The organism is Schnuerera sp. xch1 (genome assembly GCF_019931165.1).
Taxonomy (GTDB): Bacteria; Bacillota; Clostridia; order Tissierellales; family Tepidimicrobiaceae; genus JAIOUP01.
Map to the genome: position 1 here is coordinate 26,155 of NZ_JAIOUP010000002.1, position 23,272 is coordinate 49,426.

Annotated in this window: 14 protein-coding genes; 3 read left to right on the forward strand and 11 right to left on the reverse strand. The window is 31.5% G+C overall.

Translation table 11 applies throughout. The features are described from left to right. The first annotated feature begins 10 nt into the window (after positions 1 to 10). The 3 genes from K8M07_RS02550 to sdaAA all read left to right on the forward strand — a co-directional run bounded on the left by K8M07_RS02550 (position 11) and on the right by sdaAA (position 2,265). A complete protein-coding gene (locus K8M07_RS02550) occupies positions 11 to 655 on the forward strand; it encodes an undecaprenyl diphosphate synthase family protein (protein ID WP_223376321.1) in 645 nt (214 codons plus the stop codon). 70 nt (positions 656 to 725) lie between these two features. After that, positions 726 to 1,394 (forward strand): L-serine ammonia-lyase, iron-sulfur-dependent subunit beta, encoded by a 669-nt coding sequence (gene sdaAB, locus K8M07_RS02555; protein ID WP_223376322.1) that lies wholly within the window; start codon positions 726 to 728, stop codon positions 1,392 to 1,394. Positions 1,395 to 1,398: 4 nt separating this feature from the next. Continuing rightward, on the forward strand, positions 1,399 to 2,265 hold the full coding sequence (gene sdaAA, locus K8M07_RS02560) for an L-serine ammonia-lyase, iron-sulfur-dependent, subunit alpha (protein WP_223376323.1): 867 nt from the start codon (positions 1,399 to 1,401) through the stop codon (positions 2,263 to 2,265). An 89-nt stretch (positions 2,266 to 2,354) separates the two neighbouring features. On the opposite strand, the gene K8M07_RS02565 is transcribed toward sdaAA, so the two are convergent. From K8M07_RS02565 to K8M07_RS02610, 11 genes are all read right to left on the reverse strand, one after another. Continuing rightward, entirely contained in the window at positions 2,355 to 3,551 is a 1,197-nt protein-coding gene (locus K8M07_RS02565) for an aconitase family protein (RefSeq protein WP_223376324.1), read from the reverse strand. A 57-nt stretch (positions 3,552 to 3,608) separates the two neighbouring features. Continuing rightward, positions 3,609 to 4,976, reverse strand: a complete 1,368-nt coding sequence (locus K8M07_RS02570; RefSeq protein ID WP_223376325.1) for a GntP family permease — start codon at positions 4,974 to 4,976, stop codon at positions 3,609 to 3,611. Positions 4,977 to 5,183: 207 nt separating this feature from the next. Then, on the reverse strand, positions 5,184 to 6,224 hold the full coding sequence (locus tag K8M07_RS02575; RefSeq protein WP_223376326.1) for a threonine aldolase family protein: 1,041 nt from the start codon (positions 6,222 to 6,224) through the stop codon (positions 5,184 to 5,186). Between the two features lie 223 nt (positions 6,225 to 6,447). Continuing rightward, positions 6,448 to 7,089 carry a hypothetical protein gene (locus K8M07_RS02580; protein ID WP_223376327.1) on the reverse strand — a complete coding sequence of 214 codons (642 nt, stop codon included), beginning with the start codon at positions 7,087 to 7,089 and terminating at the stop codon, positions 6,448 to 6,450. Beyond that, positions 7,090 to 7,818, reverse strand: coding sequence for a 4Fe-4S dicluster domain-containing protein (locus K8M07_RS02585; protein WP_223376328.1), 729 nt, complete (start codon positions 7,816 to 7,818; stop codon positions 7,090 to 7,092). It abuts the gene before it with no gap. Between the two features lie 108 nt (positions 7,819 to 7,926). Further along, positions 7,927 to 9,006, reverse strand: a complete 1,080-nt coding sequence (locus K8M07_RS02590) for an Ldh family oxidoreductase (RefSeq protein ID WP_223376329.1) — start codon at positions 9,004 to 9,006, stop codon at positions 7,927 to 7,929. Positions 9,007 to 9,079: 73 nt separating this feature from the next. After that, positions 9,080 to 10,240, reverse strand: coding sequence for a pyridoxal-phosphate-dependent aminotransferase family protein (locus K8M07_RS02595; RefSeq protein WP_223376330.1), 1,161 nt, complete (start codon positions 10,238 to 10,240; stop codon positions 9,080 to 9,082). A gap of 227 nt (positions 10,241 to 10,467) precedes the next feature. Further along, entirely contained in the window at positions 10,468 to 12,396 is a 1,929-nt protein-coding gene (locus K8M07_RS02600) for a sigma 54-interacting transcriptional regulator (protein WP_223376331.1), read from the reverse strand. 230 nt (positions 12,397 to 12,626) lie between these two features. Continuing rightward, positions 12,627 to 14,030 (reverse strand): NADPH-dependent glutamate synthase, encoded by a 1,404-nt coding sequence (gene gltA / locus K8M07_RS12745; protein WP_317845464.1) that lies wholly within the window; start codon positions 14,028 to 14,030, stop codon positions 12,627 to 12,629. Next, entirely contained in the window at positions 14,030 to 14,914 is an 885-nt protein-coding gene (locus K8M07_RS12750) for a sulfide/dihydroorotate dehydrogenase-like FAD/NAD-binding protein (RefSeq protein WP_317845465.1), read from the reverse strand. The genes gltA and K8M07_RS12750 overlap by 1 nt, the downstream gene beginning before the upstream one ends. Before the next feature lie 324 nt (positions 14,915 to 15,238). Continuing rightward, positions 15,239 to 23,263, reverse strand: coding sequence for a GH36-type glycosyl hydrolase domain-containing protein (locus tag K8M07_RS02610; protein WP_223376332.1), 8,025 nt, complete (start codon positions 23,261 to 23,263; stop codon positions 15,239 to 15,241). Positions 23,264 to 23,272: the final 9 nt, after the last annotated feature.

A 23,272-nucleotide genomic window follows, 5' to 3' on the forward strand; every position in this document is an offset into this window, starting at 1 on the left:
TAGTGATATAGTGAGAATACCTAAGCATATAGGTATCATCCCTGATGGAAATAGAAGATGGGCTGTAAATAAAGGGCTCTCAAAAGAAAAAGGCTATGATAAAGGCTTAAACCCAGGTTTACAATTATTTAAATTATGTGAAGAAATAGGTGTAGAAGAAATAACATATTATGGATTTACTATGGATAATACAAAACGACCGAAAATACAGAGATTATCCTTTACTAAAGCTTGTATAGATGCGGTCAAAATGTTAACATCTGAGAATGCTTCTCTATTAGTTGTAGGAAATACAGAATCTGAAATGTTTCCCAAATCTTTAATACCATTCACTTTAAAAAGACGAGATTTTGGGAAAGGTGGAATCAAAGTTAATTTTCTTGTTAATTATGGATGGCAATGGGATCTAAGAGACTATTTCACTTTAAATAATAAAAATACTAATATAACTAATATGATTAAATCAAGGGATATATCAAGAATTGATCTTGTAATTAGATGGGGAGGAAGAAGAAGATTAAGTGGATTTCCTCCTCTTCAAACAGTATATTCTGATATATATGTCATTGACGATTATTGGCCAGATTTTAAACCAGAACATTTCTACCAAGCACTTGAATGGTACGATAAACAGGATATAACTTTAGGAGGATGATCCTCCTTTTTTGTTGCTTTAATATAAACAAAGTGCTAAAATTAAAAGACATAGATTTAGGAGGTTAGGCATGAAAAATTATGGTGTATTTGACATTATTGGTCCAACTATGATTGGTCCATCTAGTTCTCATACAGCTGGTGCTGTCAGAATTGGGAAAATTGCAAGGAGCTTAGTTGACGATTCCTTTTTTAAAGTTTCATTTCATCTACATGGTTCCTTTGCGAAAACTTATAAAGGTCATGGTACTGATAGAGCCTTAGTAGGAGGAATACTTGGCATGAACCCTTATGACGAAAGAATAAAAAGTTCATTTGATATTGCTGAAAAGAACAATATTCAAATAGAGTTTATTGAAGATGATTTAGGGTATGTACATCCAAATACTGTAAAAATAGTTTTTCAATACAAAGAAAAAGATAATTATTATATAATAGGCTCGTCTATTGGTGGTGGAAATATTCTTATCACCAATATAAATGGAAATGAAGTTGAGTTTTCAGGAAATTATCCAACTATCCTAGTGAAGTATAATGATAGAAAAGGTTCAATAAGTAGAATTAGTTCCATACTTTCAAATAATGATATAAATATAGCTACAATGAAAGTATCAAGAAAAGAGAAGATAGCCACCATGTTAATTGAATTGGACAGTCCTATAGAAAACAAAATAATAAACAAAATATCTTTATTAGATGAAATTATATATATTACTGGAATTAACTCTATTGAGAGGTGAAAAAATGTTTAACAAAGGATCAGAACTTTTAAAATTATGCAAAGATAATGATAAAAAAATTTCTGAAATAGTAATAAAAAGTGAAATGGAAAGTTCCGATATTACGTATGATGAATTGATGAACAAAATGAAAGAAGTACTAAAAACTATGGACAAGTCTGCTAATTCTGCTTTGAATAAAGAAATCATTTCTGTTAGTAAAATTAGTGGTGGTAATGCTAAAAAAATAGAAAATTATAAAGATAATGGTAAAACAATCAGTGGAGATTTAATTAATTCAGCTATGGCAAAAGCATTATCAACTTCAGAAATTAATGCATCCATGGGAAAAATTGTAGCTGCACCAACTGCAGGAGCATCTGGAATACTACCAAGTGCTTTATTAACCGTTAAAGAAAAATTTAATCTTTCAGATGAAAACTTAATCCATGGACTATTTGCAGCAGCAGGAATAGGCGAAATAGTATCTAAAAATGCAACTGTATCGGGTGCAGAAGGAGGCTGTCAAGCAGAATGTGGAGTTGCAAGTGCTATGGCAGCTGCAGCTATTGTAGAATTAGTAGGCGGAGATGTAGAATCTTCTTTTCATGCTGCTTCATTTGCTTTAATTAATATTATGGGTTTGGTTTGTGATCCTATAGCTGGTCTAGTAGAATTTCCCTGTGCATTACGTAATGCTTCTGGAGTAGCGAATGCCTTAATATCCGCAGATTTAGCCATGGCAGGAATCAAATCTATAGTACCATTTGACGAAGTAGTAGATGCTATGTATAAAGTAGGAAAGGCAATGCCTGAATCTTTAAGAGAGACAGCCCTAGGTGGTATAGCAGCAACCTTTACAGGAAATGAGATTAAAAAAAGATTTGAATAAAATTAAAAAGCTGTCTAAAACCTTATAGAAATTCTCTATAAGGTTTTAGATTATGAACAAGATGAATAACCATGAAATCATCTTATTAATTATATTTTAGTTATCTTACCTTTTATTGCAAAGATAGCTGCTACCTTAGGAGAAGCTAGATATATTTGTCCTCGTCTATCACCCATTCTCCCCATCGTATTTCTAGGTGTAGTTGTTACTATAATATCTTCTTTGCTTATAACCCCTTGATGAATACCTGAACAAGCTCCACAGCCAGGGTTAATAATTACACCTCCACTGCTTCTAATTATTTGGCTATATCCTAGCCTATCCATGTCATTTGCTATTTTTCTTGATGCTGGACATATTATTAATGTTATATCGTGATGTATTTTCTTACTTAACAATACTTTTGCTACCTGTTCCATATCATCAAGCCTACCATTTGTACAGCCTCCAATATATACTTGAGATATCTTTACTTCTTCAACATCTTGTACGCTTACTATATTTTCTACAGAACCAGGTAATACAATAAAAGATGTTATTTCACTTACATCAAAACTATATACATCATCATCTATTCTATTCTCTTCAAAAAAATATACTGTTTTAGCCCCTATTTCTCCTAGCATATTTCCTATAACCATTTTTTGGCTCTCACTAAGCTGTTTTAAAACATCTCCACATAGTAGTATAGCATTGTTTTTTAATTCAATACTTCCTAATTTCTTAATTAAAAACAAGCTTATATCTTTTCCGCTAATTTTAGTCTTATTTTCATTATCATAATTAAAATTTCCAGTTAATCCAATCTTTATTACTTTAGGAACCGTAAGAGTATATTTCCCTGTTGTTAATACCGATACCATTTCATTAGCAGTAATAGAAAAAGGAATTGCACCTAATCCAGCTGATGTACACATATGACCATCTACTCCTACTATTATTCTATCTTTAAGTGTATTACCAAATTTCTCAACTATTACTTGATGCAATATCCCTTCACCGTTATCATATAAATGAATTTCGTATTTTTCACAGAATTTTTTTATCATTTGATAATTCTCTCTAGATTTAATATCAGGTGCAGGAAGAAAATGATCGACGGTTACATAAAGTTTATCCCAGCAGATTATATATTGATCAGAAGCTAAATTCTTAAATTCTTCTATAATTTTTAACATAGATCCATCATGAGCCAAACCTAAGTCTACATTAATTTTTATCTCTTGTCCACATTTTATTTTACCTAAGTTGGCCGAACTTGCCAGTAATTCATATATTATGTTCATAATTGTTCCTCCTAAAACATTATAGGGGATGGGTTTTATCCCCTATAATGTTTTACTTTATATAATTCCTATACCCCATAGAATCCAAGTAGCAACAAAGCATACAATTCCACCTACTAATGTAGCTCCACCATAAGATAGTAATGCCTCCTTTAATTTCATCTTAGACAAGGATGTACATACCCAAAAATAACTACTATTGACATATTTAATAATAATTGAACCTGATGCTCCAGCTAACATAGCAGCTTCTGGTGATAAACCTAATTTTGAAAGCATTGGAGCAACAAGTGATGCTGCTGTAATACATCCAACAGTAGTAGAACCTGTTATCATGTTACCGATGATGCCTATAATAAACGGTAATAAGATTGCAGGCATTCCGGTTGATGCAACCCAATTAACAATAGCATCAACCGCTGGAGTTCCCTTAAGAATTTCGCTTAATGAACCTCCCATTCCTGTTACTATTATAATCATTGCAGATGTTCGTAAGCCTTCTTCTACCCATTCATTTTTAGCTGATTCTTTATGAGATTTGCTTGTAATATTAATATAAGATAAACCTACTCCAATAGCTAAAGCAACTACTGGCCATCCGAGAAATTTCATAATTGTCTTAACCATTCCATCTCCTGGTAAGAATAAATCTATCACACTTTGGACAGCAATTAAAACTATTGGTACTATAATAGGTAGATAAGACCTTAATGTAGATGGTAATTTTATATCTTCTTCAGTTGTTGCTGCTTCCTCATCAAGGAAAGTTGTTCCAATAAATTCTTCTGAAGGAGGTGCATCTAGTCTTGGACCCACAACATATTGTCCCCAAGCCCATGATGCAATTGAACCAAATAGGCCACAAACACTTCCCCAAATTATGACTTTGCCAATATCCGCACCAATTAATGCTGCTGCAGCTATAGGTCCAGGTGTAGGAGGTACAATAGCGTGAGTTATTTGTAATGCACCTACTAATCCAGTTGACATAGTAGCCATAGACTCACCCATTGTTGCTGCTGCCGAATGTATCAATGGATTCAATATAACATACGCTACATCTGAAAATACAGCTATACCTAAAACAAATCCAGAAAAAGTTAAAGCCAATGGCATTCTTTTTCTTCCTACAAGATTAATCATAGATTTTGTTATCACTTGAATTGCACCAGTATATTTAAGAGCTTCAGCCATAATTGAGCCAAGCACTATAACAACTGCAATACTTTCTAATGTGCCACCAAAACCTGCTTCAAAAGCATTAATAAATTTATCAATATTAACCTCCGGTAAAAGTGCAAACGCCATTATTGGTAACAACATTGCAAAGAATACATGCCACTTGAATTTTGCTATAAAAAACATTAAGAAAAAGACTATGCCAAGAAAACCGACTAAAGTAATCGTAACATTATCAATAATCATATTTTTATCCCCCTTTATTTCTTTATTTTAAGTTAACCCATTCAATAAGATCCCATTTCTGATTAAACTATTACTTTCCAAACATATATTGTGGTTAATGTTGTATAAACCATTTGTACAACAACTATCATATAAACATCTCTATTATGAATAAACTTAAGTATATCTTATTATGGCGTTAAGAATTTTAGATAAAATTATTTCAAATTATAAATTGTTAATTATATCTTTTACAGATTCTATAACATAGTTAATATGAGATTCATCAATACCCCAATGTGTTACCATTCTGAATGACGTTTTTGAAATCCTTTTAGCCTTAATCCCTTTATTCAATAACTTTGATAAAAAATCTTCAATAGTAATAGGTAACATTTCAATTGAACCAGAAATAATATTAGTGTGTATTCGTGTTATATCCACTATTAATCCTTTTATGTTAGATAATCCATTTCCTAGTAATTTAGCATTATCGTGGTCTATGGAAATTCGTGGTATCATAGTCTTTAATGCAATTATTCCCGATGCTGCAACAAATCCTGCTTGTCTATATCCTCCACCAATACGTTGTTTAATCCATCTTGCCTTTTTAATAAATTTCTTATTACCTAACAATACAGCACCAAAAGGAGCAGCTAAACCTTTGGTTAGTGCAAACATAACTGCATCCACATTTTTAACAATCTCTTTTACATCAATATCTAAAGCTACTGCTGCATTAAATATTCTTGCACCATCCATATAAACAGGAATACCGTTCCCCTCAGCTAAATTACAAACTTCATTAATATTGTGCAAAGGTACTACTAAACCAGCATTTAAATTATTAGTGTTTTCTATACATATTAATCCAGTTTTCGGTGCTTGAATCCCTTCTTCCTGAATTAATTCTTCCATAAATTCTATATCATAAATGCCATTAGGAACAGATATAGGTCTAGTTTGAACTTGAGATAAAGCTGCAAGCCCTCCCACCTCTAAATTGTATATGTGGGATGTGTCTCCAACTATAACTTCTTCTCCCCTATTGGTAAAAGTCATAACTGCTATCTGATTAGCCATAGTTCCAGAGCTAACGAATAATCCATCTTCTTTACCTAACATTTCCGCTGCTAGAGATTCCAATTGCTTTACCGTAGGATCTTCCCCTAATATATCATCACCTACAACAGCATTATAAATTGCTTCTCTCATCTCTTGGGTTGGTTGAGTAACTGTATCTGACCGTAGATCAATAATCTGTTTCATTAAATCACCTCGCACCATTATTAATATTTTGAATATTATGAAAATTTTATGTATTGCTCTAGATGGTTTGTGTGTTTTTTAAATTTTATTAATATAAAATAAGAACCATACGAATGAATTAGCCTTAACTTATACATGATAATATCAACGTTATATTCCAATAATATAATTATTAATCATTATCCATCTTTCTATATGTTTTAATATGTGCGTCATGAATAATTCAGTCTCGTTCTGTAACGCTTAGCTTTGCCATCTCTTCTAAAATTGCAGCAACTCTAACAGGATTGACTATTCCACAATGGCATTGACTAGCTAACTCCTCTGCAGCTTCTTTCGCAGTCTTTTTTCCCATTTTTATCATTTCAGCCATATATTCAATCAAATTAAAAGCAATCATCCCGTGTCCACACATAGTATTGATTTGCAATACTTTTTCAGTAGGCAATTTTTTTGTATTTCCTAATATCCCTAAAGAATTTTCTACTGTATGTCTTTGAATACCCGCTTCACTACAACATTTATCTACGTGTTTTAAAATACCTGAAACTACAATTGAAAGACCTAAATTAGCTTCCTTCAAATCCTTTAATACTTTTACTACTGTTTCTACATCGGTAAATACAGCATGAAATATGGAATTATCCTTAGTACCATTTTCAATTACACTTTTTGATAATGAATACATATTTCCTGTAACCATGTCGCCTATATTTACAGGATCATACTTATTTACGATATTGTAAAAATCTTGAAACAATGGTGCTGTTCCTTTTGCATTAACAGTTTGTGCTGCAATTGCAAATATTACATAATCATTTTTCAAGTTTTCATAAGTTCCACGTCTATGTAATGTATGTGTCATTTATTCTCCCTCCTTAAATAAAGGTCTACCTAATCCTACATTAGTCTTACCTGTAATATAAGGTTCAAATCCTAATTTTTTCGCAATAGATTCTGCAGGAGATGTGTTATCTTGATCTAATCTACATGCTAAATCCACACTAAAAACTGTATCTACATTATTTGCTACTTGTTTTGTTGCTAATAAAACTTTCTCTAGTTTATCTATATCTACATCAAACTCAACTATTGCAGATAATACTTTTTCATTTAATACATCATCTTTGATTTTTCCTGTAGCTTTATTCACCATTAAGTCTGTTACTGGATTAAACATTTCAAAGGTGACTCCAATAAGGGCAACTGCCATAGCAACTTTTTCAACATCTATAAATCGAGTTCCTGTCCCAGGGCGACCCAATTCTATCGCTACTCCTACATGTCCCCTTCTAAATCTACCAGTTACATCATTTGTTTTCATTTCCTCTGTCCCACGGCCGGGTACAGATGTGGTTTTATGAGGAATTAACGGATTGGAAAAGGTTTGTCTTAGTTTTCTCATTTCATCTAGTTCTTGTTGTTTTAATGCATCTGTAGTACATACATTTGAACGCAAACAAATACCACATTCAACACACTCATCTAAATCTATTTCACACTTTCTTTGATTTTCGTTATAGTTGATACATTCCATAGGACAGTAAAGTTGGCAACGTTTGCAGCCAATGCAAATTTCTTTTTCAATTATCATTTTAACCCTCCTCCATAATATTTCAGTAATAAATATTTTAAAATTTACTTATTTATATATCATATGGATAGAGAGCTGTAGGTGAAATTCTACAGCTCTTTTATTTTATTATCTATATCTGTCAAATAATTCATCTATGGTCTTAATATCAGAACCTATTCCAACATCTTTTGCAATCTTTATCATCTTAGCTTGTATTCCTTCTGCAACAGGAATTCCTGTCTCTTTTATCTTTTCGGCTCTTAAGAATTCTATTTCACCTGGAATATATATTTCTTCTACTCCTACAGCTTTTTCCGTATTCTTCATTGTTTCTATATATTCATCCATAGATTTCTTAAATGTATTTAAATCTAAGAACTTAGAAATATCTATAGCAAGCATGAAATGTCCTATTTTTTCTGGTTTTGTACAATCAGGATCAAATTTATTTCCAATATCCAATCCATAAGCTGACTGTGACAAAACTGCCGAAAGGATGTCTATAACCATAGCCAAACCGTAACCTTTATACCCTCCAATTGGTAATAATGAACCATTCAATGCTTCATTTGGATCTTCCGTAGGCTTTCCATCTTTATCAACTGCCCATCCTAAAGGAATCTTTTTACCTTCTTCTGCAGCTTTTCTAATTTTACCAAATGCTACAACGCTAGTAGCCATATCTAAAACTAGAGGATAATGTTTTCCTGCTGGAATTGCTATAGTAACTGGATTTGTACCTATCATAGATACACTTCCTCCAGTTGGAGCTACATTAGGAGTACTATTTGTCATAGTCATCCCTATAAGATTAGCCTCTGCAAACTTCCATCCATAATAATTTCCGACACCGTAGTGGTTACTATTCTTTATTGATACAGCTGCAAATCCATGTTTTTTTGCTGCTTCTATACACATGTTTATAGCTGTTGGTCCTACTACATTCCCTGGACCATTGTCTCCATCTAAAGCTATTAGATTTTCTGATTCATTTGTTTGTCTAATATTTGGAGTTGGATTTACAGCTTTTTGTTGTAATCTTCTTACATACATCGGCATACGAGCCAAACCATGAGTATTAACACCAGTAACATCCGACTGCACTACTACATCTGCAGCTAACTTAGCATCTTCTTCTCTTACTCCTAGATGTTTAAAAACATCTGTAACAAACTTATGTTCAACTTTTTTGTTAGTATAATACATCATAACCCCTCCATTTCGTAACATTTAAAATATTTTTATTATAGTTTTCTTACTTTTAAGCTAACGTTCTAGATTATTGTTCGTTTAAAAAAACTCCTGATACTGTTTTAGCTGCCGTTCCTAATTCTACCTTATATCCTAATTCAAATAATGCTATTTCTACAGCAGACATTATTGCGTAAATATCTGTCTTATGAAGAGAACCTAAATGTCCAATTCTAAATATTTTCCCTTTGAGTTTTTGTAAACCTCCTCCTATAACAACTCCATATTTTGTATTCAATATATCAGCAAATTCTTTGTATTTAATACCTTGTGGTACTTCAATTGCAGTAACAGAATTTGATTGATATCCTTCTTCAGCAAATAAACTTAATCCCATAGCTTTAGCCGCTTCTCTTATTGCTGTAGCTATTAGTTCATGTCTTTTAAATACATTTTCTAAACCTTCCTCTTCTAAAATATCAAGAGCTTCACTTAACCCAAATAACAATGTAGTTGATGGTGTATAAGGGAATTGTTTTATCTCCATCCTTTTTTTAACAGCCTTATAATCCCAATACCATTTTGGCATTGTTGACTTTTCTACTAATTTCCAAGCTTTAGGACTAATTGATACAATTCCCATTCCTGGTGGAAGCATTAATCCTTTTTGAGAACCGGTCACAACAACATCTACTCCCCAAGCATCAGTTTCAAGAGGCATACATGCTAAAGAACTTACTGCATCAACTACTAATATAGCTGGATGGTTGGTTTCCTTTATAGCTTTAGAAACCCCTTCTATATCGTTTACAACGGCAGAGGCAGTTTCATTATGTGGTAAACAAACTCCTTTAACCTTTTTGTCTACATCCTTTTCTAAAACTTCCCTAACATCTTTAGGTTTAACTGATTCTCCCCATTCTTTTGTTATTCTAATTACATTTAACTCATATTTTTCAGCAATGGTGGCTACTCTTTCACTAAATACTCCCATGGAAGATGCTACTATCGTATCTCCTGGTGAAAATAAATTTACTATTGCAGATTCTAATGTACCACTACCTGAGCTTGGAAATATCAGTACATCATTTTCTGTGTTATAGACCTTTTTAAGGCCTTCAACACACCTTGTAACTAACTTTTCAAACTCTTGACCTCTGTGATTGATGACCGGTTGTGCTAAACTCCTTAATATTCTGTCAGGAATATTTGTTGGTCCTGGTATCTGTAGATATGTTCTTCTTTCCATATGAAATCCCTCCTATTTATAAATATGTAAATATATCTTTATAGCCTTACAACATATCCTTTATTTCATTAGATAACCTTATATCAACTACCTTTATATAAAGCAAAAGCCATGCCAACTAATATGGCATAGCTTTAATTCGATAAAATGAACATTGTATATATGCACATTAAATTTATCTATGTTTCACTTATATTTTATTATGTAACACATCAAATGATTAAGTTTCATCTTGAAACCTGAATGTTATATTTTTTCATCTTCCTCCATAAGGTTGTTCTTGATATTCCTAATTCTTTTGCAGCATTCATTATACTTCCGTTAGAATCTCTTAGAGCAAGTTTTATATTTACCTTTTCCATATTATCCAGATTTAAGGTATGTTCAAACAAGTTATTGTTTGCTCTAAATATATCAATAGGTTTATCCCGTTTATTATGGTTAACCTCAATATTCAAAACTTGGTTGGTGATGTCCTCAAGTAAAATCTTTGTCTTTGTTGTCATTACCGTCAATCGTTCACAAAAATTTCTAAGTTCACGAACATTACCTGGCCAACTATACTTTGATAAATATTCTGTGGCTTCAGAAGAAAAAGTCATAGTATTTTTCCCCAATTTGTCGCAATAAATTTTTATAAAATAATTAAGTAGATAAGGTATGTCTTCCCTTCTATTTCTTAAAGGTACCAATTTCATTCTGAGAACATTGAGTCTATAATATAAATCGTCTCTAAATTTTCCAGAACTAACGAGAGTATGTAAATTTTTATTCGTAGCTGCAATAACTCTTACATCAATAGGAATAAGCTTATTATCCCCTACTCTCATTACTTGCTTCTCTTGAAGAACTCTAAGCAATCTTCCTTGTAATAATTGATTCATTTCAGATATTTCATCTAAAAATATAGTACCTGTATGGGCTTGTTCAAACAATCCTCTTTTACCTTTACGATCAGCTCCAGTAAATGCACCAGGAGCATACCCAAATAGTTCAGATTCTAATAAGTTTTCTGGAAGTGCTGCACAATTAACTGCAACAAATGGTTTATTGGATCTATTACTATGTTTATGGATGCTTTGTGCTATAATCTCTTTACCTGTGCCAGTTTCTCCTTCAATTAAAACAGTTGAATTAACTTTTGCATATTCTTTTCCTATTCTGATTGTCTCTTTAGTAGCTTCACTACATCCTATTACATCATCAAAAGTATATTTGGCACAGTGACCTGTTATTGCTATATCCTGTCGTATCTTTTCCTCCGCCTTTTGTATCTCATCTATATCTCTTAGAATAGCTACTGTATTTACTATCTCATTGTCGACAACAATAGGTATTTTAGAAATCATAAATTTGGTACCTTTGAGATTTTTAATAACTTCTGTCTCCGTTATACCACTAAATAGAGTATCTTCAAGTTGAAGTTCAGGTAAAATAAAACCTATCTTCTTCCCTATCAACTTATTATGATGATACTTAAGTAATTTTCGTGCAGAATCATTAAATATGGTTATATAACCTTTCTTATCTATGCATATTATCCCTTCATAAGAATGTTCTATAATAGCTTTAATCCTCTCTTTGCCTTTTTTTTCTTTTCTTGTAGCAATAGTAATTCTCTTAGCTTCCTTAATAGTAGATATAAAAGCTTCTTTACCCGATTTAATCACTATAGGCGTTAAACCATACAAAGGAGCATATTTAGCTATAATGCCTAAACCAACTATTACCTTCTTACCTTCTTCTGCAAGTTTCTTTATCTTCTGTTCAACTTCTAATTCATTTTTAACCTGAAACATTTTAAAATCTCTACCACTAATTCGTATATAACTTTCAATTGCTGAAATCATATTGTCAGACACAACCAATGATATATCTTCACTAATTTTCTCTGCCTCATTAATAGCTTCAAAAACATCCACCGGTGTTATTGGAACTGATAAAATTGGTATATTAATACTAGATTGCATTAGTAAAATCTGAGTCCCACCCCTTGCAATTATAACATCATAGCCAAGATCTTCTAGTTGTTTAGCTAACCTAACTCCTTCAGCCATAGATCCTTGTAAAATAGTTATTTCTTCTTCAAATTTTTCTGCAGCTAATTTAGCAGTACTCACTGTATCTTTAGGAACTATTATAGCAATTTTAATCAAAGTAATCCCCCCATTACTTTAATGCATCCTAACTTGTAACTTAATATCAATTTTGTCTCCTCTTTTTTGTGAACCTGCTGTTGAAAAGGTAAACCATATAATATAATATATTCTATTCTAAATATTATAAATTAATTATTATATATATAAGAAATCCATACTTTCCAAGCATAATAAAACAGACCATAAGTATTAATTAATACTTATGGTCTGTTAATAAACACATTCACCTATGCATTAGATGACTGGCTATTTTTTTCCTTTATATATTTATCGATACTTTCTGCTGCTTTTTTACCTGCTCCCATAGCAAGTATTACAGTTGCAGATCCAGTAACTGCATCTCCACCTGAAAATACACCTTCTCTTGTAGTTTGTCCACTTTCATCAGCTATAATGCATTTACGTTCATTAACTTCTAACCCTTCAGTAGTTGAAGCAATAAGAGGATTTGGTGAAGTACCTAATGCCATTATAACTGTATCTACATCAAATTCAAATTCTGACCCTTCTATAGGTTTAGGTCTTCTTCTTCCAGATTTATCTGGCTCACCTAATTCCATTCTCTGGCATCTAATTGCTTTTACCCATCCATCTTCATTTCCTATAACTTCTACAGGACTAGTTAATAATTCAAATTTAACTCCTTCTTCCATCGCATGGTGCACTTCTTCTACTCTTGCTGGGAGTTCTTTCTCAGTTCTTCTATATACTATCCATACATCTGCTCCAAGTCTTAATGCAGTTCTTGCAGCATCCATTGCAACATTTCCGCCACCTATAACTGCAACTTTATCGCCAACTTTAATTGGTGTATCATGATCTTCTCTAAAAGCTTTCATAAGGTTGTTACGAGTTAAGAATTCGTTTGCAGAAAATACTCCATTTAGATTCTCTCCTGGAATTCCCATGAATTTTGGAAGTCCTGCACCAGAACCTACAAATACTGCATCAAATCCTTCTTCTTCTATAAGAGAATCAATAGTAACAGTTCTACCAATAATTACGTTTGTTTCTATTTTAACTCCTAATTTCTTCAAATTTTCAATTTCAGGTTTTACAACTTTGTCCTTAGGAAGTCTAAACTCAGGGATACCATATACTAAAACTCCACCTGTTTCATGAAGAGCTTCAAATATAGTTACATCATAGCCTTCTTTTGCTAAATCTCCAGCACAGGTAACTCCAGCAGGTCCAGATCCTATAACTGCTACTTTAAATCCATTCTTTTCTTTTGTCTTGCCTACTTCAACATTATGTTCTCTTGCCCAATCTGCAGCAAATCTTTCAAGTTTACCTATAGATACAGCTTCACCCTTTATACCACGTACACATACCTTTTCACATTGTTCTTCTTGAGGGCAAACCCTTCCACAAACTGCAGGTAGAGCACTATATTCTGCTAAAACATGAGCTGCTTGTTCAAATTCACCTTCAGCTATATGCTTAATAAATCTTGGTATATCAATACTTACTGGGCAATTTCCAACACAAGGATGATGTTTACACTGTAGACATCTACTTGCTTCAGCCATAGCCTCTTCTTCAGTATAACCTAAACAAACTTCATCAAAGTTTGTCGCTCTTTCCTTAGGATCTTGTTCAGTAATGGGTACTCTTTTAAACATATCCATTAATTAGCACCTCCATGTTCATGTTGGCAAGTACAAATTTTTTGCTCGCCTCTTTCTGCCAATTCAGCTTCTTCTTTCTTATATTGAGCTTGTCTCTTTAATGCTTCATCAAAATCTACAAGATGACCATCAAACTCTGGTCCATCAACACATGCAAATTTTGTCTCATCTCCTACTGTTACCCTACAAGCACCGCACATACCAGTACCATCTACCATGATTGGGTTAAGGCTAACAATAGTTTTAATTCCAAGTTTTTTAGTAAGCAAGCATACAAATTTCATCATTATCATAGGTCCTATTGATACTATTAGATCATATTCCTTTCCTTGATTTTTAACAAGATCTTCAATAAGTCCAGTTACCATTCCATTAAATCCATAGCTACCATCATCTGTAGCAATATAAAGTTTTCCTGCTACTTTCTTCATTTCATTTTCAAGTATTATTAATTCTTTAGTCTTTGCGCCAATTATTACATCAACATCAATATCATGGTCTCTAAACCATTTTACTTGAGGATATACAGGAGCTGCTCCAACACCACCTGCTACAAATAAAATCTTTTTCTTCTTAACTTCTTCTATATCTTCATTTATATACTCTGATGGTTCTCCAAGAGGGCCTACAACATCTTTAAGGTAGTCTCCTTCATTAAGAACTGCTATTCTCTTTGTAGAAGCACCAGCAGTTTGAACAACAATATTGACTGTCCCTTTTTCTCTGTCATAGTCACAAATAGTTAGGGGAATTCTCTCTCCTATTTCGTCAACTATTACAATTAGAAATTGACCTGGTTGAGCAGAATCCGCAACCCTTGGAGCTAAAATATCCATTGAAAAAATATTAGGGGCTAGGTCTTTTTTCTTAACAATTTTATACAATAGTAACTCCTCCCTTATTAAAAACTTTATCGTTTTAATTTTATACCATTTAAAATGGATATAAAAGTATAATTATTTATACGACTAGCTGAATATATTACTTTAAAAATTTTAATAAGTACTTAATACATTCCTTGTCATATAATTAACGATTTCTTTCAAACTAAATATACCATAAAAGATTTTATAATTCAATAGATTAACAAATTTATTTTCCCTAAACATAGCCTTTTCCATTTATTAATTTGATGTATATATACAAAATAATATACTTTCCCAGATTAAAAAGTTCCTCACTAAATGTACATTTAGTGAGGAACCTTTTTAGTAACCTCCATCTGTCCCCATATCTACTTGAATAAAGTGTTTTAGTCCATCGTTAGTTAATTCTACATATTTTTCGTTAGCAGGAACTCCATCTATTACTATACTATTTATTCCCTTATTCACACTATTTTGATTTCTTATTTCTATATTATATGTGGTATTTTTGTATTTATATTTCATTTTAAACCCTTTCCAACCTTTAGGAATACATGGGTTTATAAATAATTTACCCTCTTCTATTTTAAATCCTAATATATCCTCTAATCCTACTCTAAACATCCATCCTGAAGATCCTGTATACCAGGTCCATCCACCTCTACCTAAATGTTGAGGATTGGTATAGACATCAGCTGCCAAAACATAAGGTTCTACCTTATACTTAACAGATTCTATTGAAGTTCTAGAATGATTTATTGGATTTATTAATCTAAATAAATTATACGCCTTATCTCCTTCTCCTAACATAGCAAAGGCTTTTATAACCCAAGTTGCTGCATGAGTATATTGACCTCCATTTTCTCTTACTCCTGGTACATAGGATTTAATATATCCTGGGTTATGCTCAGTATTATCAAAAGCTGGAGTTAATAGGGATATTATCCCCTCTTTCTCATTTATCAAGTGTTTCTCCACTGACTTTAAAGCTGTTCTAGTTCGTTTATCATCCCCTAATTCAGATATTACAGACCAGGATTGAGCTATAGAATCTATTATACATTCGCTATTTTCTTTTGATCCTAGTGGAGTACCATCATCAAAGAAAGCTCTTTTATACCATTCTCCATCCCAAGCATTTTTTTCCAATGCCTCTTTTAACTGAGATATAATACTTTCATACCTATCAACTCTATTACTATCTCCCATTATCTCACAAACTGGTATAAAATTCTTTAATACTGTTGCTAAAAACCATCCTAACCAAACGGATTCCCCTCTGCCTTTGTATCCTACTTTATTCATACCATCGTTCCAATCTCCTCCACTCATAAGTGGAATATTTTTATCTCCAAATCTTAGAGATCTATCGATAGCTCTGATACAGTGTTCATATACAGTTCCTATATCACTAGAAATATCAGGCACTTCATATCTTTCTTCTTCTGTTTCTTCCAAAGCAGGACTTTCTATAAAGGGAACTTTCTCTTGTAGCACACCATCATCCCCTGTAACCTTAATATATTTAGCTACTCCTAATGGTAACCACAGCGAGTCATCAGAATACTTGCTTCTAATCCCTTTATGAGCTTCACTTCCAGGTATAGGATGCCACCAATGCTGTATATCTCCTTCTCTATATTGGTGAGCACAATTCCTTATTATCTGTTTTCTAGTCATTTCAGGTATATGGTAAATAGCATTTATTACATCTTGCATCTGATCTCTTGCTCCAAAAGCTCCACCTACTTGATAAAAACCTGCTCTCGCCCATATTCTACAGACTATAGTTTGGTACATCAGCCAATTGTTCATCATATAATTCATAGTATCATCTGGAGTTTGTATCTGAATTGTGGATAAAGTTTTTTCCCAAAACTCTTTTACCTTTTGTAATGAATTTTTTGAAATTTGAATATCCTTATATTTATTTATTAAATTACATCCACTTTCTATATCAGTTTGCTCTCCTAAAAGAAAAACCACTTCTTTTTTTTCATTTACTGGTATATTAATCTTAATTTCTATTGCTGAACAAGGATTATACCCTAAGCCAACAGTATTGGACAATCTTTCTCTTCTTATTCCTTCTGGTTCTTCATAATTTGGAATGGCTCCTAAAAATTCTTTTCTGTCTCCCGTATAGGATTGTATCTCTTCAGATGCACTTAAAAACAGTGTGCTATTTTCGAACTCACTATTGGTCGAATTCTTTACAATAAATATATCTTCATCTATATCTGTTTCCAATAGATTTTCAGTTTCTTCATCCGAAACTCCTAATACTGGTCTAATATAATAATATAAGCTTATATTTTTGTCGTTATTGGATAAATTGTTAAGTTTTATTAAATTGATTTTTATATTATCTTCTGTTGGTGTAAAAGTTATAAGCTTTTGTTCTATACCATTGTTATGGTGATAAAATTCTGTATAACCTAGACCATGAGTTACAATATAGTCATTATCATCTCTAATAGGTTTCGGTGTTATATTCCAAATTTCTCCTGTTTCATTATCCCTTAGATAGATTACTTCTCCTGGATTGTTCATGATTGGATCATTATACCAAGGAGTTAATTTATTTTCCCTACTATTTCGAGACCAAGTAAACCCTGTGCCAAGTTCAGTTATTACAAACCCAAATTTTTTATTAGCTATTACATTTGCCCATGGTAATGGAGTATTTAAATCTTTAGAAAGTTTAATGACGTACTCTCTACCATCCTTTGAAAATCCACCGTATTCATTAAAATAGTTTAAATCTACATCTATTTCTTTCAAAGAATATTTTTGTTTTTGTTTATTAAATTGTTTATAAGGTATATCTGTTTTATCAGACTTCTTATTTATAAACCCTTCTTCTGCCTCTATTATTATAGTTGCATATTTATATAATAGGCTTTCATCTTCGTCTAAAAGGGTGTTTTTATTTATTATAAATATTCCACCAGGTTCACCTACTACATTTCCTCTTCTATCATAAATTTCTTCTCTTATGTTTTCATACAGCGGTTGATAATAGGCACTTTCATCTTCATTTACGACAACTAAATCTATTATCAGCCCTTTATATGACCAATATTCATGAGCATTTATTATTTTAGTTAAATTTGTTATGCCTTCCATGGATTTTACGATTACAAGGATTATAGGGTTATCTCCTGATATACCTTTGGACCATAACCCTTCTTTGCCCTTAATATTTTGCTTTAATATACTGTCATATTTATATTTAATATTATCCTCCAAATAGAATAGATTAGGCAATAGTTCTTCATAAGGTTTTATATTTGAATGACTTAAATTCAAATATCCCATTTCAGTCTGTGACTTCGTTTTAGAAAGATCTATTGCAACTTTAATATTATCTTTATTATCATATTTATTTAGAATATTGTAAGCTTCATTTTTGCTATGAGCTATGGATGTTAAATAGTATATATCAGCTTTTTTCTTAGGAGGTATTCTTAATTTTTTAGCTATACTCATTATAGGGTCCAGTACTACTCCTGTAGTATTAGTAAGGCCCTTGATTATTGCTCCTGGATTACTTAACTTATTTCCTCTATCTACAAAATTAAACCTACTTGTTTCATACTGAAACTTTTCTTCTCCATATTCAAAAACCTTTACACCATGAAGTATCCAATTATCCTGTTGTTTATCTTCCCTTTTTCTTCTGCAAGCAAGTAACCCTTCATTTTCTTCTAAAGCTTCTGTCCTTATAAATAGATTACTAAAAACAGGATGAGCTAAATCTGAATTTAGCATTTCCCCTACTACTTCGAAATAACTTATAGTCTCAAGTAATGCTTCTTCTTCACCATCATTTATAAGTCTTATCCTTCTAATCTCTCCTAGCTCTTCAGGTAATAGGTAGATATCCATTTTGGTCTCAATTTCTCCATCTTTTCTCCTGAAACTAGCTTTGTAATTTGAAAACTCGACATTATAAAAGTCTGGTTCTTTATATACTGGAGCATAGGTTGCTGACCATAAATTATTATTCTTTATGTCCTTAATATAGACAAACTGTCCATAAGGATTTAATAGGTAATCCTTACGCCATCTATTGATAAACAGATTTTCATTTTTAGAAAACCCCTCTCCTCTATTGGTAATCATTAATGTGTATGTTCCAGAGGATAATAGATGACACTTAATTTCCGTTAACTGCTCTTTTGAATAAACCTTTTTCTGCCAGTTATCTTTTCTCTTATTTGAAATATCTACCTCCTGTAAATCCTCTCTTTCCTTTGTAATAACCGGATTTAATGGAATCCTTTCTTGTAATAACAGTTCTCCACATTTCATTTGAGGATCCCTATGAAATCTTTCTACAAGTATATCATTGTTTATAAAATTATTTATAGCCGCTAATATCATTCCTTGATGATGACTCATGTAGGATTTTACTATACCTTTATCTAAATGAGATGGTAACCTTTTTATTGAATAATCTATAGCTTCATAAAACCCATATGGTCCTTCTAATCCTTCTTCTTTTAACCTTTTTATATTATTTAAAACTCCCTTATAATCAAATTTCAAAGCCATAAAAGTAGAATAGGGAGATACTACTAATTCTTCCTTAAGTCCTCTTTTAAAACCTAATGCTGGAACTCCAAAGGCTTTATACTGATAATTAAGTTGACTATCGAAGGCAAAAAAACCTGATTCAGAAATTCCCCATGGTACATTATTTTTGCTTCCATAGTTTTTCTGTATGTTTATAGATGTTTTATAAGTCTCATCTAACAACGTATTTTTATAATTTTTCAATACTAATGAAGGCATCAAATATTCAAACATAGTTCCAGACCAAGAAGCAAGACTTATTTGATTATTTGCCATGATTAAAGACTTTCCTAACCTATTCCAGTGCTTTAAAGGTACTTCTTTCCTGGATATAGCAATATAACTTGATACTCTAGCTTCTGATGCTAATAAATCATAATAATTGTTTAAAACTTTATCTTCTCCTACATTATAACCTATATAAAACAGATTCTTTGATTTATCGTATAGAGGTTCAAAATTAGTATTATCAATTATCTTTTTAATTCTATAGATTAAATGCTTAATTCTAGTCTTTTGTTTAGCGTCATCTATATATTCCTTTAATCCCTCCTTAAGTACTATTAAATACGATATAAAATTTCCACTATCTACTGTCGATATAAATATGGGTCTTAAAGGCTCTAGATTTGTCGTATCATACCAATTATATAGATGTCCTTCCCATTTCTTTAATTTTTCAATAGTATTCATTGTCAATTCAATTGAATCTATCATCTCTGATGTAGTTATGAAATCTAAATCTCTACTAGACAATATTGATAATAGGTAAAATCCTATATTTGTAGGGGAAGTTCTATTAGCAACCCCATTATATGGGTACTCCTGGAAATTATCTGGTGGAAGATAATTATTACTAGAGTCTGTGAGTTCTTTGTAATACCTCCATGTTTTCTCAGCTATATTTTTGAGTAACTCTATATCTCTTTCTTCTATCCTTACTGTTTCTCTATATTCTTTACTTATTTTATAAGCTGTGCTTGGTCCTAATAGCCATAACAATCCAATAACTGTACTGATAAGAAAATTATTAGGATTAAAAATTATAGTTAAAGCTATCAATAATATAGATGCAATGATATTTGCCTTCATTAGACTAAAATAACTTGAAATATCATTCTTTAGTTTCTTTTCCATATCAAAAGCAGTGGTCCATTCAAGTAGATTTTTCTTAGATACATATACCCTATAGAGAGTTCTAACTATTGCATCTGCCATCATAAGAGCTTCACTAGGCAAGAACATAAGATATAAAGTCGCTTGATAGAAAATATTTTTATATCCAACTATTATATTTCCATTTAATCTTACATTCTGAATCCTAAACCGTTTATTAAATAAATCATCTATAGCTTTTGTAATAATTGGAAAAAATAAATTTAATAAAACTACTCCAATCCATAATAAAACATTTCCAGGAAAAAAGGCTAATCCAAGAAATAAAGAGAGAAGTAAAAATACTGGCAACATACTTCTTCTCATATTCTCTAATATCTTCCATTTTGATAATGGAGAAATATTTTTCCCATATCCGCCAATTAACCATCTTATTAGTTGCCAATCTCCTCTTACCCATCTATGCTGTCGTTTAATATAAGAACTGTATTTTTCGGGGTAACCATCTACCAATCCAATATTAGTTGCTAATCCAACCCTAGTATAGCTACCCTCTAATAGATCATGACTTAATACAGTATTTTCCGGTATAGAAGTATCTAAACACCTTTGAAATGCTTGTATATCGTATATACCCTTCCCAGTAAATATTCCTTCTCCAAATAAATCCTGATATATATCTGAAACTGCAGTACTATAAGGATCCATTCCTCCTTGACCTGCAAATATTTGAGTAAATATGGATTTATTGCTACTTTCAATATCCACAAGTATTCTTGGTTGAATAATTCCATATCCCTCTTTTACTATGTTCTTTTCCTCATCTATTACAGCTCTGTTTAATGGATGAGAAATTGCACCTATCAATTGTTTAGCACCATCTATTGGCAGCTTAGTATCGGCATCTAGTGTAATTATATACTTTATCTTTTCTTTAACCTCAGAAATATTCCCAGATACTACGTTAAAACTAGTATCTTTATTTCCTAATAATAGATTATTTAACTCTATTAGTGCACCTCTTTTTCTTTCCCATCCCATCCAACTTTCCTGGGTTTCTGAATATACTCTTTTTCTATGAAAATAGTAAAATATATCTTCAGAAGAAGCATACTTTTCGTTTAATTCATCTATTAACTCTATACCTTTATCAATTATCTTATCATCTTCATCAGTAATTTCTTTGTCAGCATCTTTAAAGTCACCAACTATCCCAAAATAAATATTTTTTTCTTTGTTAGCTTGATAATGCACTTCTAATTTTTTTACTAATTCATGGATTCTCTCTTCATTGCTTATAAGAGTAGGAACAACTACTAAAGTAGCAGAATCTTCAGGTATATCTTCATCATATTCTATTTTGGGTATAACCTTTGGTCTAAACCTTTTGGAATAGAAATAGTTAAGCATGTTTATTATAATAGTCTCTATTGGAATAAATGCTACAACAAAAATTAATATATTTAAATAAGTATATCTTTGTCTATATCCATATACACTAAATAGATAAGTTATTAAAATAGACATAAACATTATTGGGAAAAAATAATAACTAAACTTCTCCAAGTAAATGCTAGTATTTTTGTCACTATGTCCAAAAAATTTAAATAATTTTTCTCTTCCTGCATCTATAAGATAATACCCTACATGAGCCCTTTTGTCTCTGCAACCTTTATTCCATTCTTCTTTTGCAAATTCCAATACTTTCTTAGATAATAATATCTCTCGGACGTTAAATTTATTTGCTAGTTTTTGAATATTATATTTGTAATAATCTTTTGATTGAGAGTCCATATTCTCATATACTTCAAGAGGATCCTCTCTTAAAACCTTTTCTATACTTCTTATAGAATCAAATATTGTTTCCCAATTAAAAGCTGAAGTATTCCTTAAAGATGTTACCCCATAACCGAGCGATATCTTGTTTTTGGATTGAAACATATATTCCTTCTCTAAAATATCTTCGATACTTCGACCTATATAATCTAATTTCTTCTTTATTCTTTCTAGTATCTGTTGATAGTCTTCTTTATCCTCCCTTATTTTTCTTATTAGTCTTTCTATCTTGACAGAATCCATAGTATCTATATTTTCTATAATTTGTTCCATATTTTCCTTTAACGATAAATCAGTGCTCTCGACCATATCCCATGCTTTTTTAATTTTTAACAAATTCAAAGAAATATTTTTTATATATTCCATTAAACCTAATGTTAAATATTTAGGGAAATAAGCTATTTCTTCTAATGAAAGAATTTCTTCTTTTTGAAAGTCATTTACAAATCTAATAAGATTTTCTTCTGTAATATTTCCTGTTGAATGATAAATCAACTCTAGAGCTAAAGTATATATTCTAGGATAGCCTTTATACTGACCATCTGTAATAATATTTAAAGTTACTTTTTTTTCTTTCTTAATATCTGCTTTTAGTCGCTTGTATGTTAGCTCAATCAAATAAAAATTGTCTAAAAGCCAATCAGCCCCTTTAGGTAAAGATTTATTTTTAGCTGTATCATTGTTGAGCCTTAAATATACTCTTTCAATTTCTTTAAAGCTTTTATCTAATCTATTCAATATGAATCGTTTTGTATTAGATTTTTTATTGGATTTGTATAGAGTATGGACTTCTTCCCCTTGTACTGGTAATCTATCTATATTTCTCATTCTCATACTCTTAAA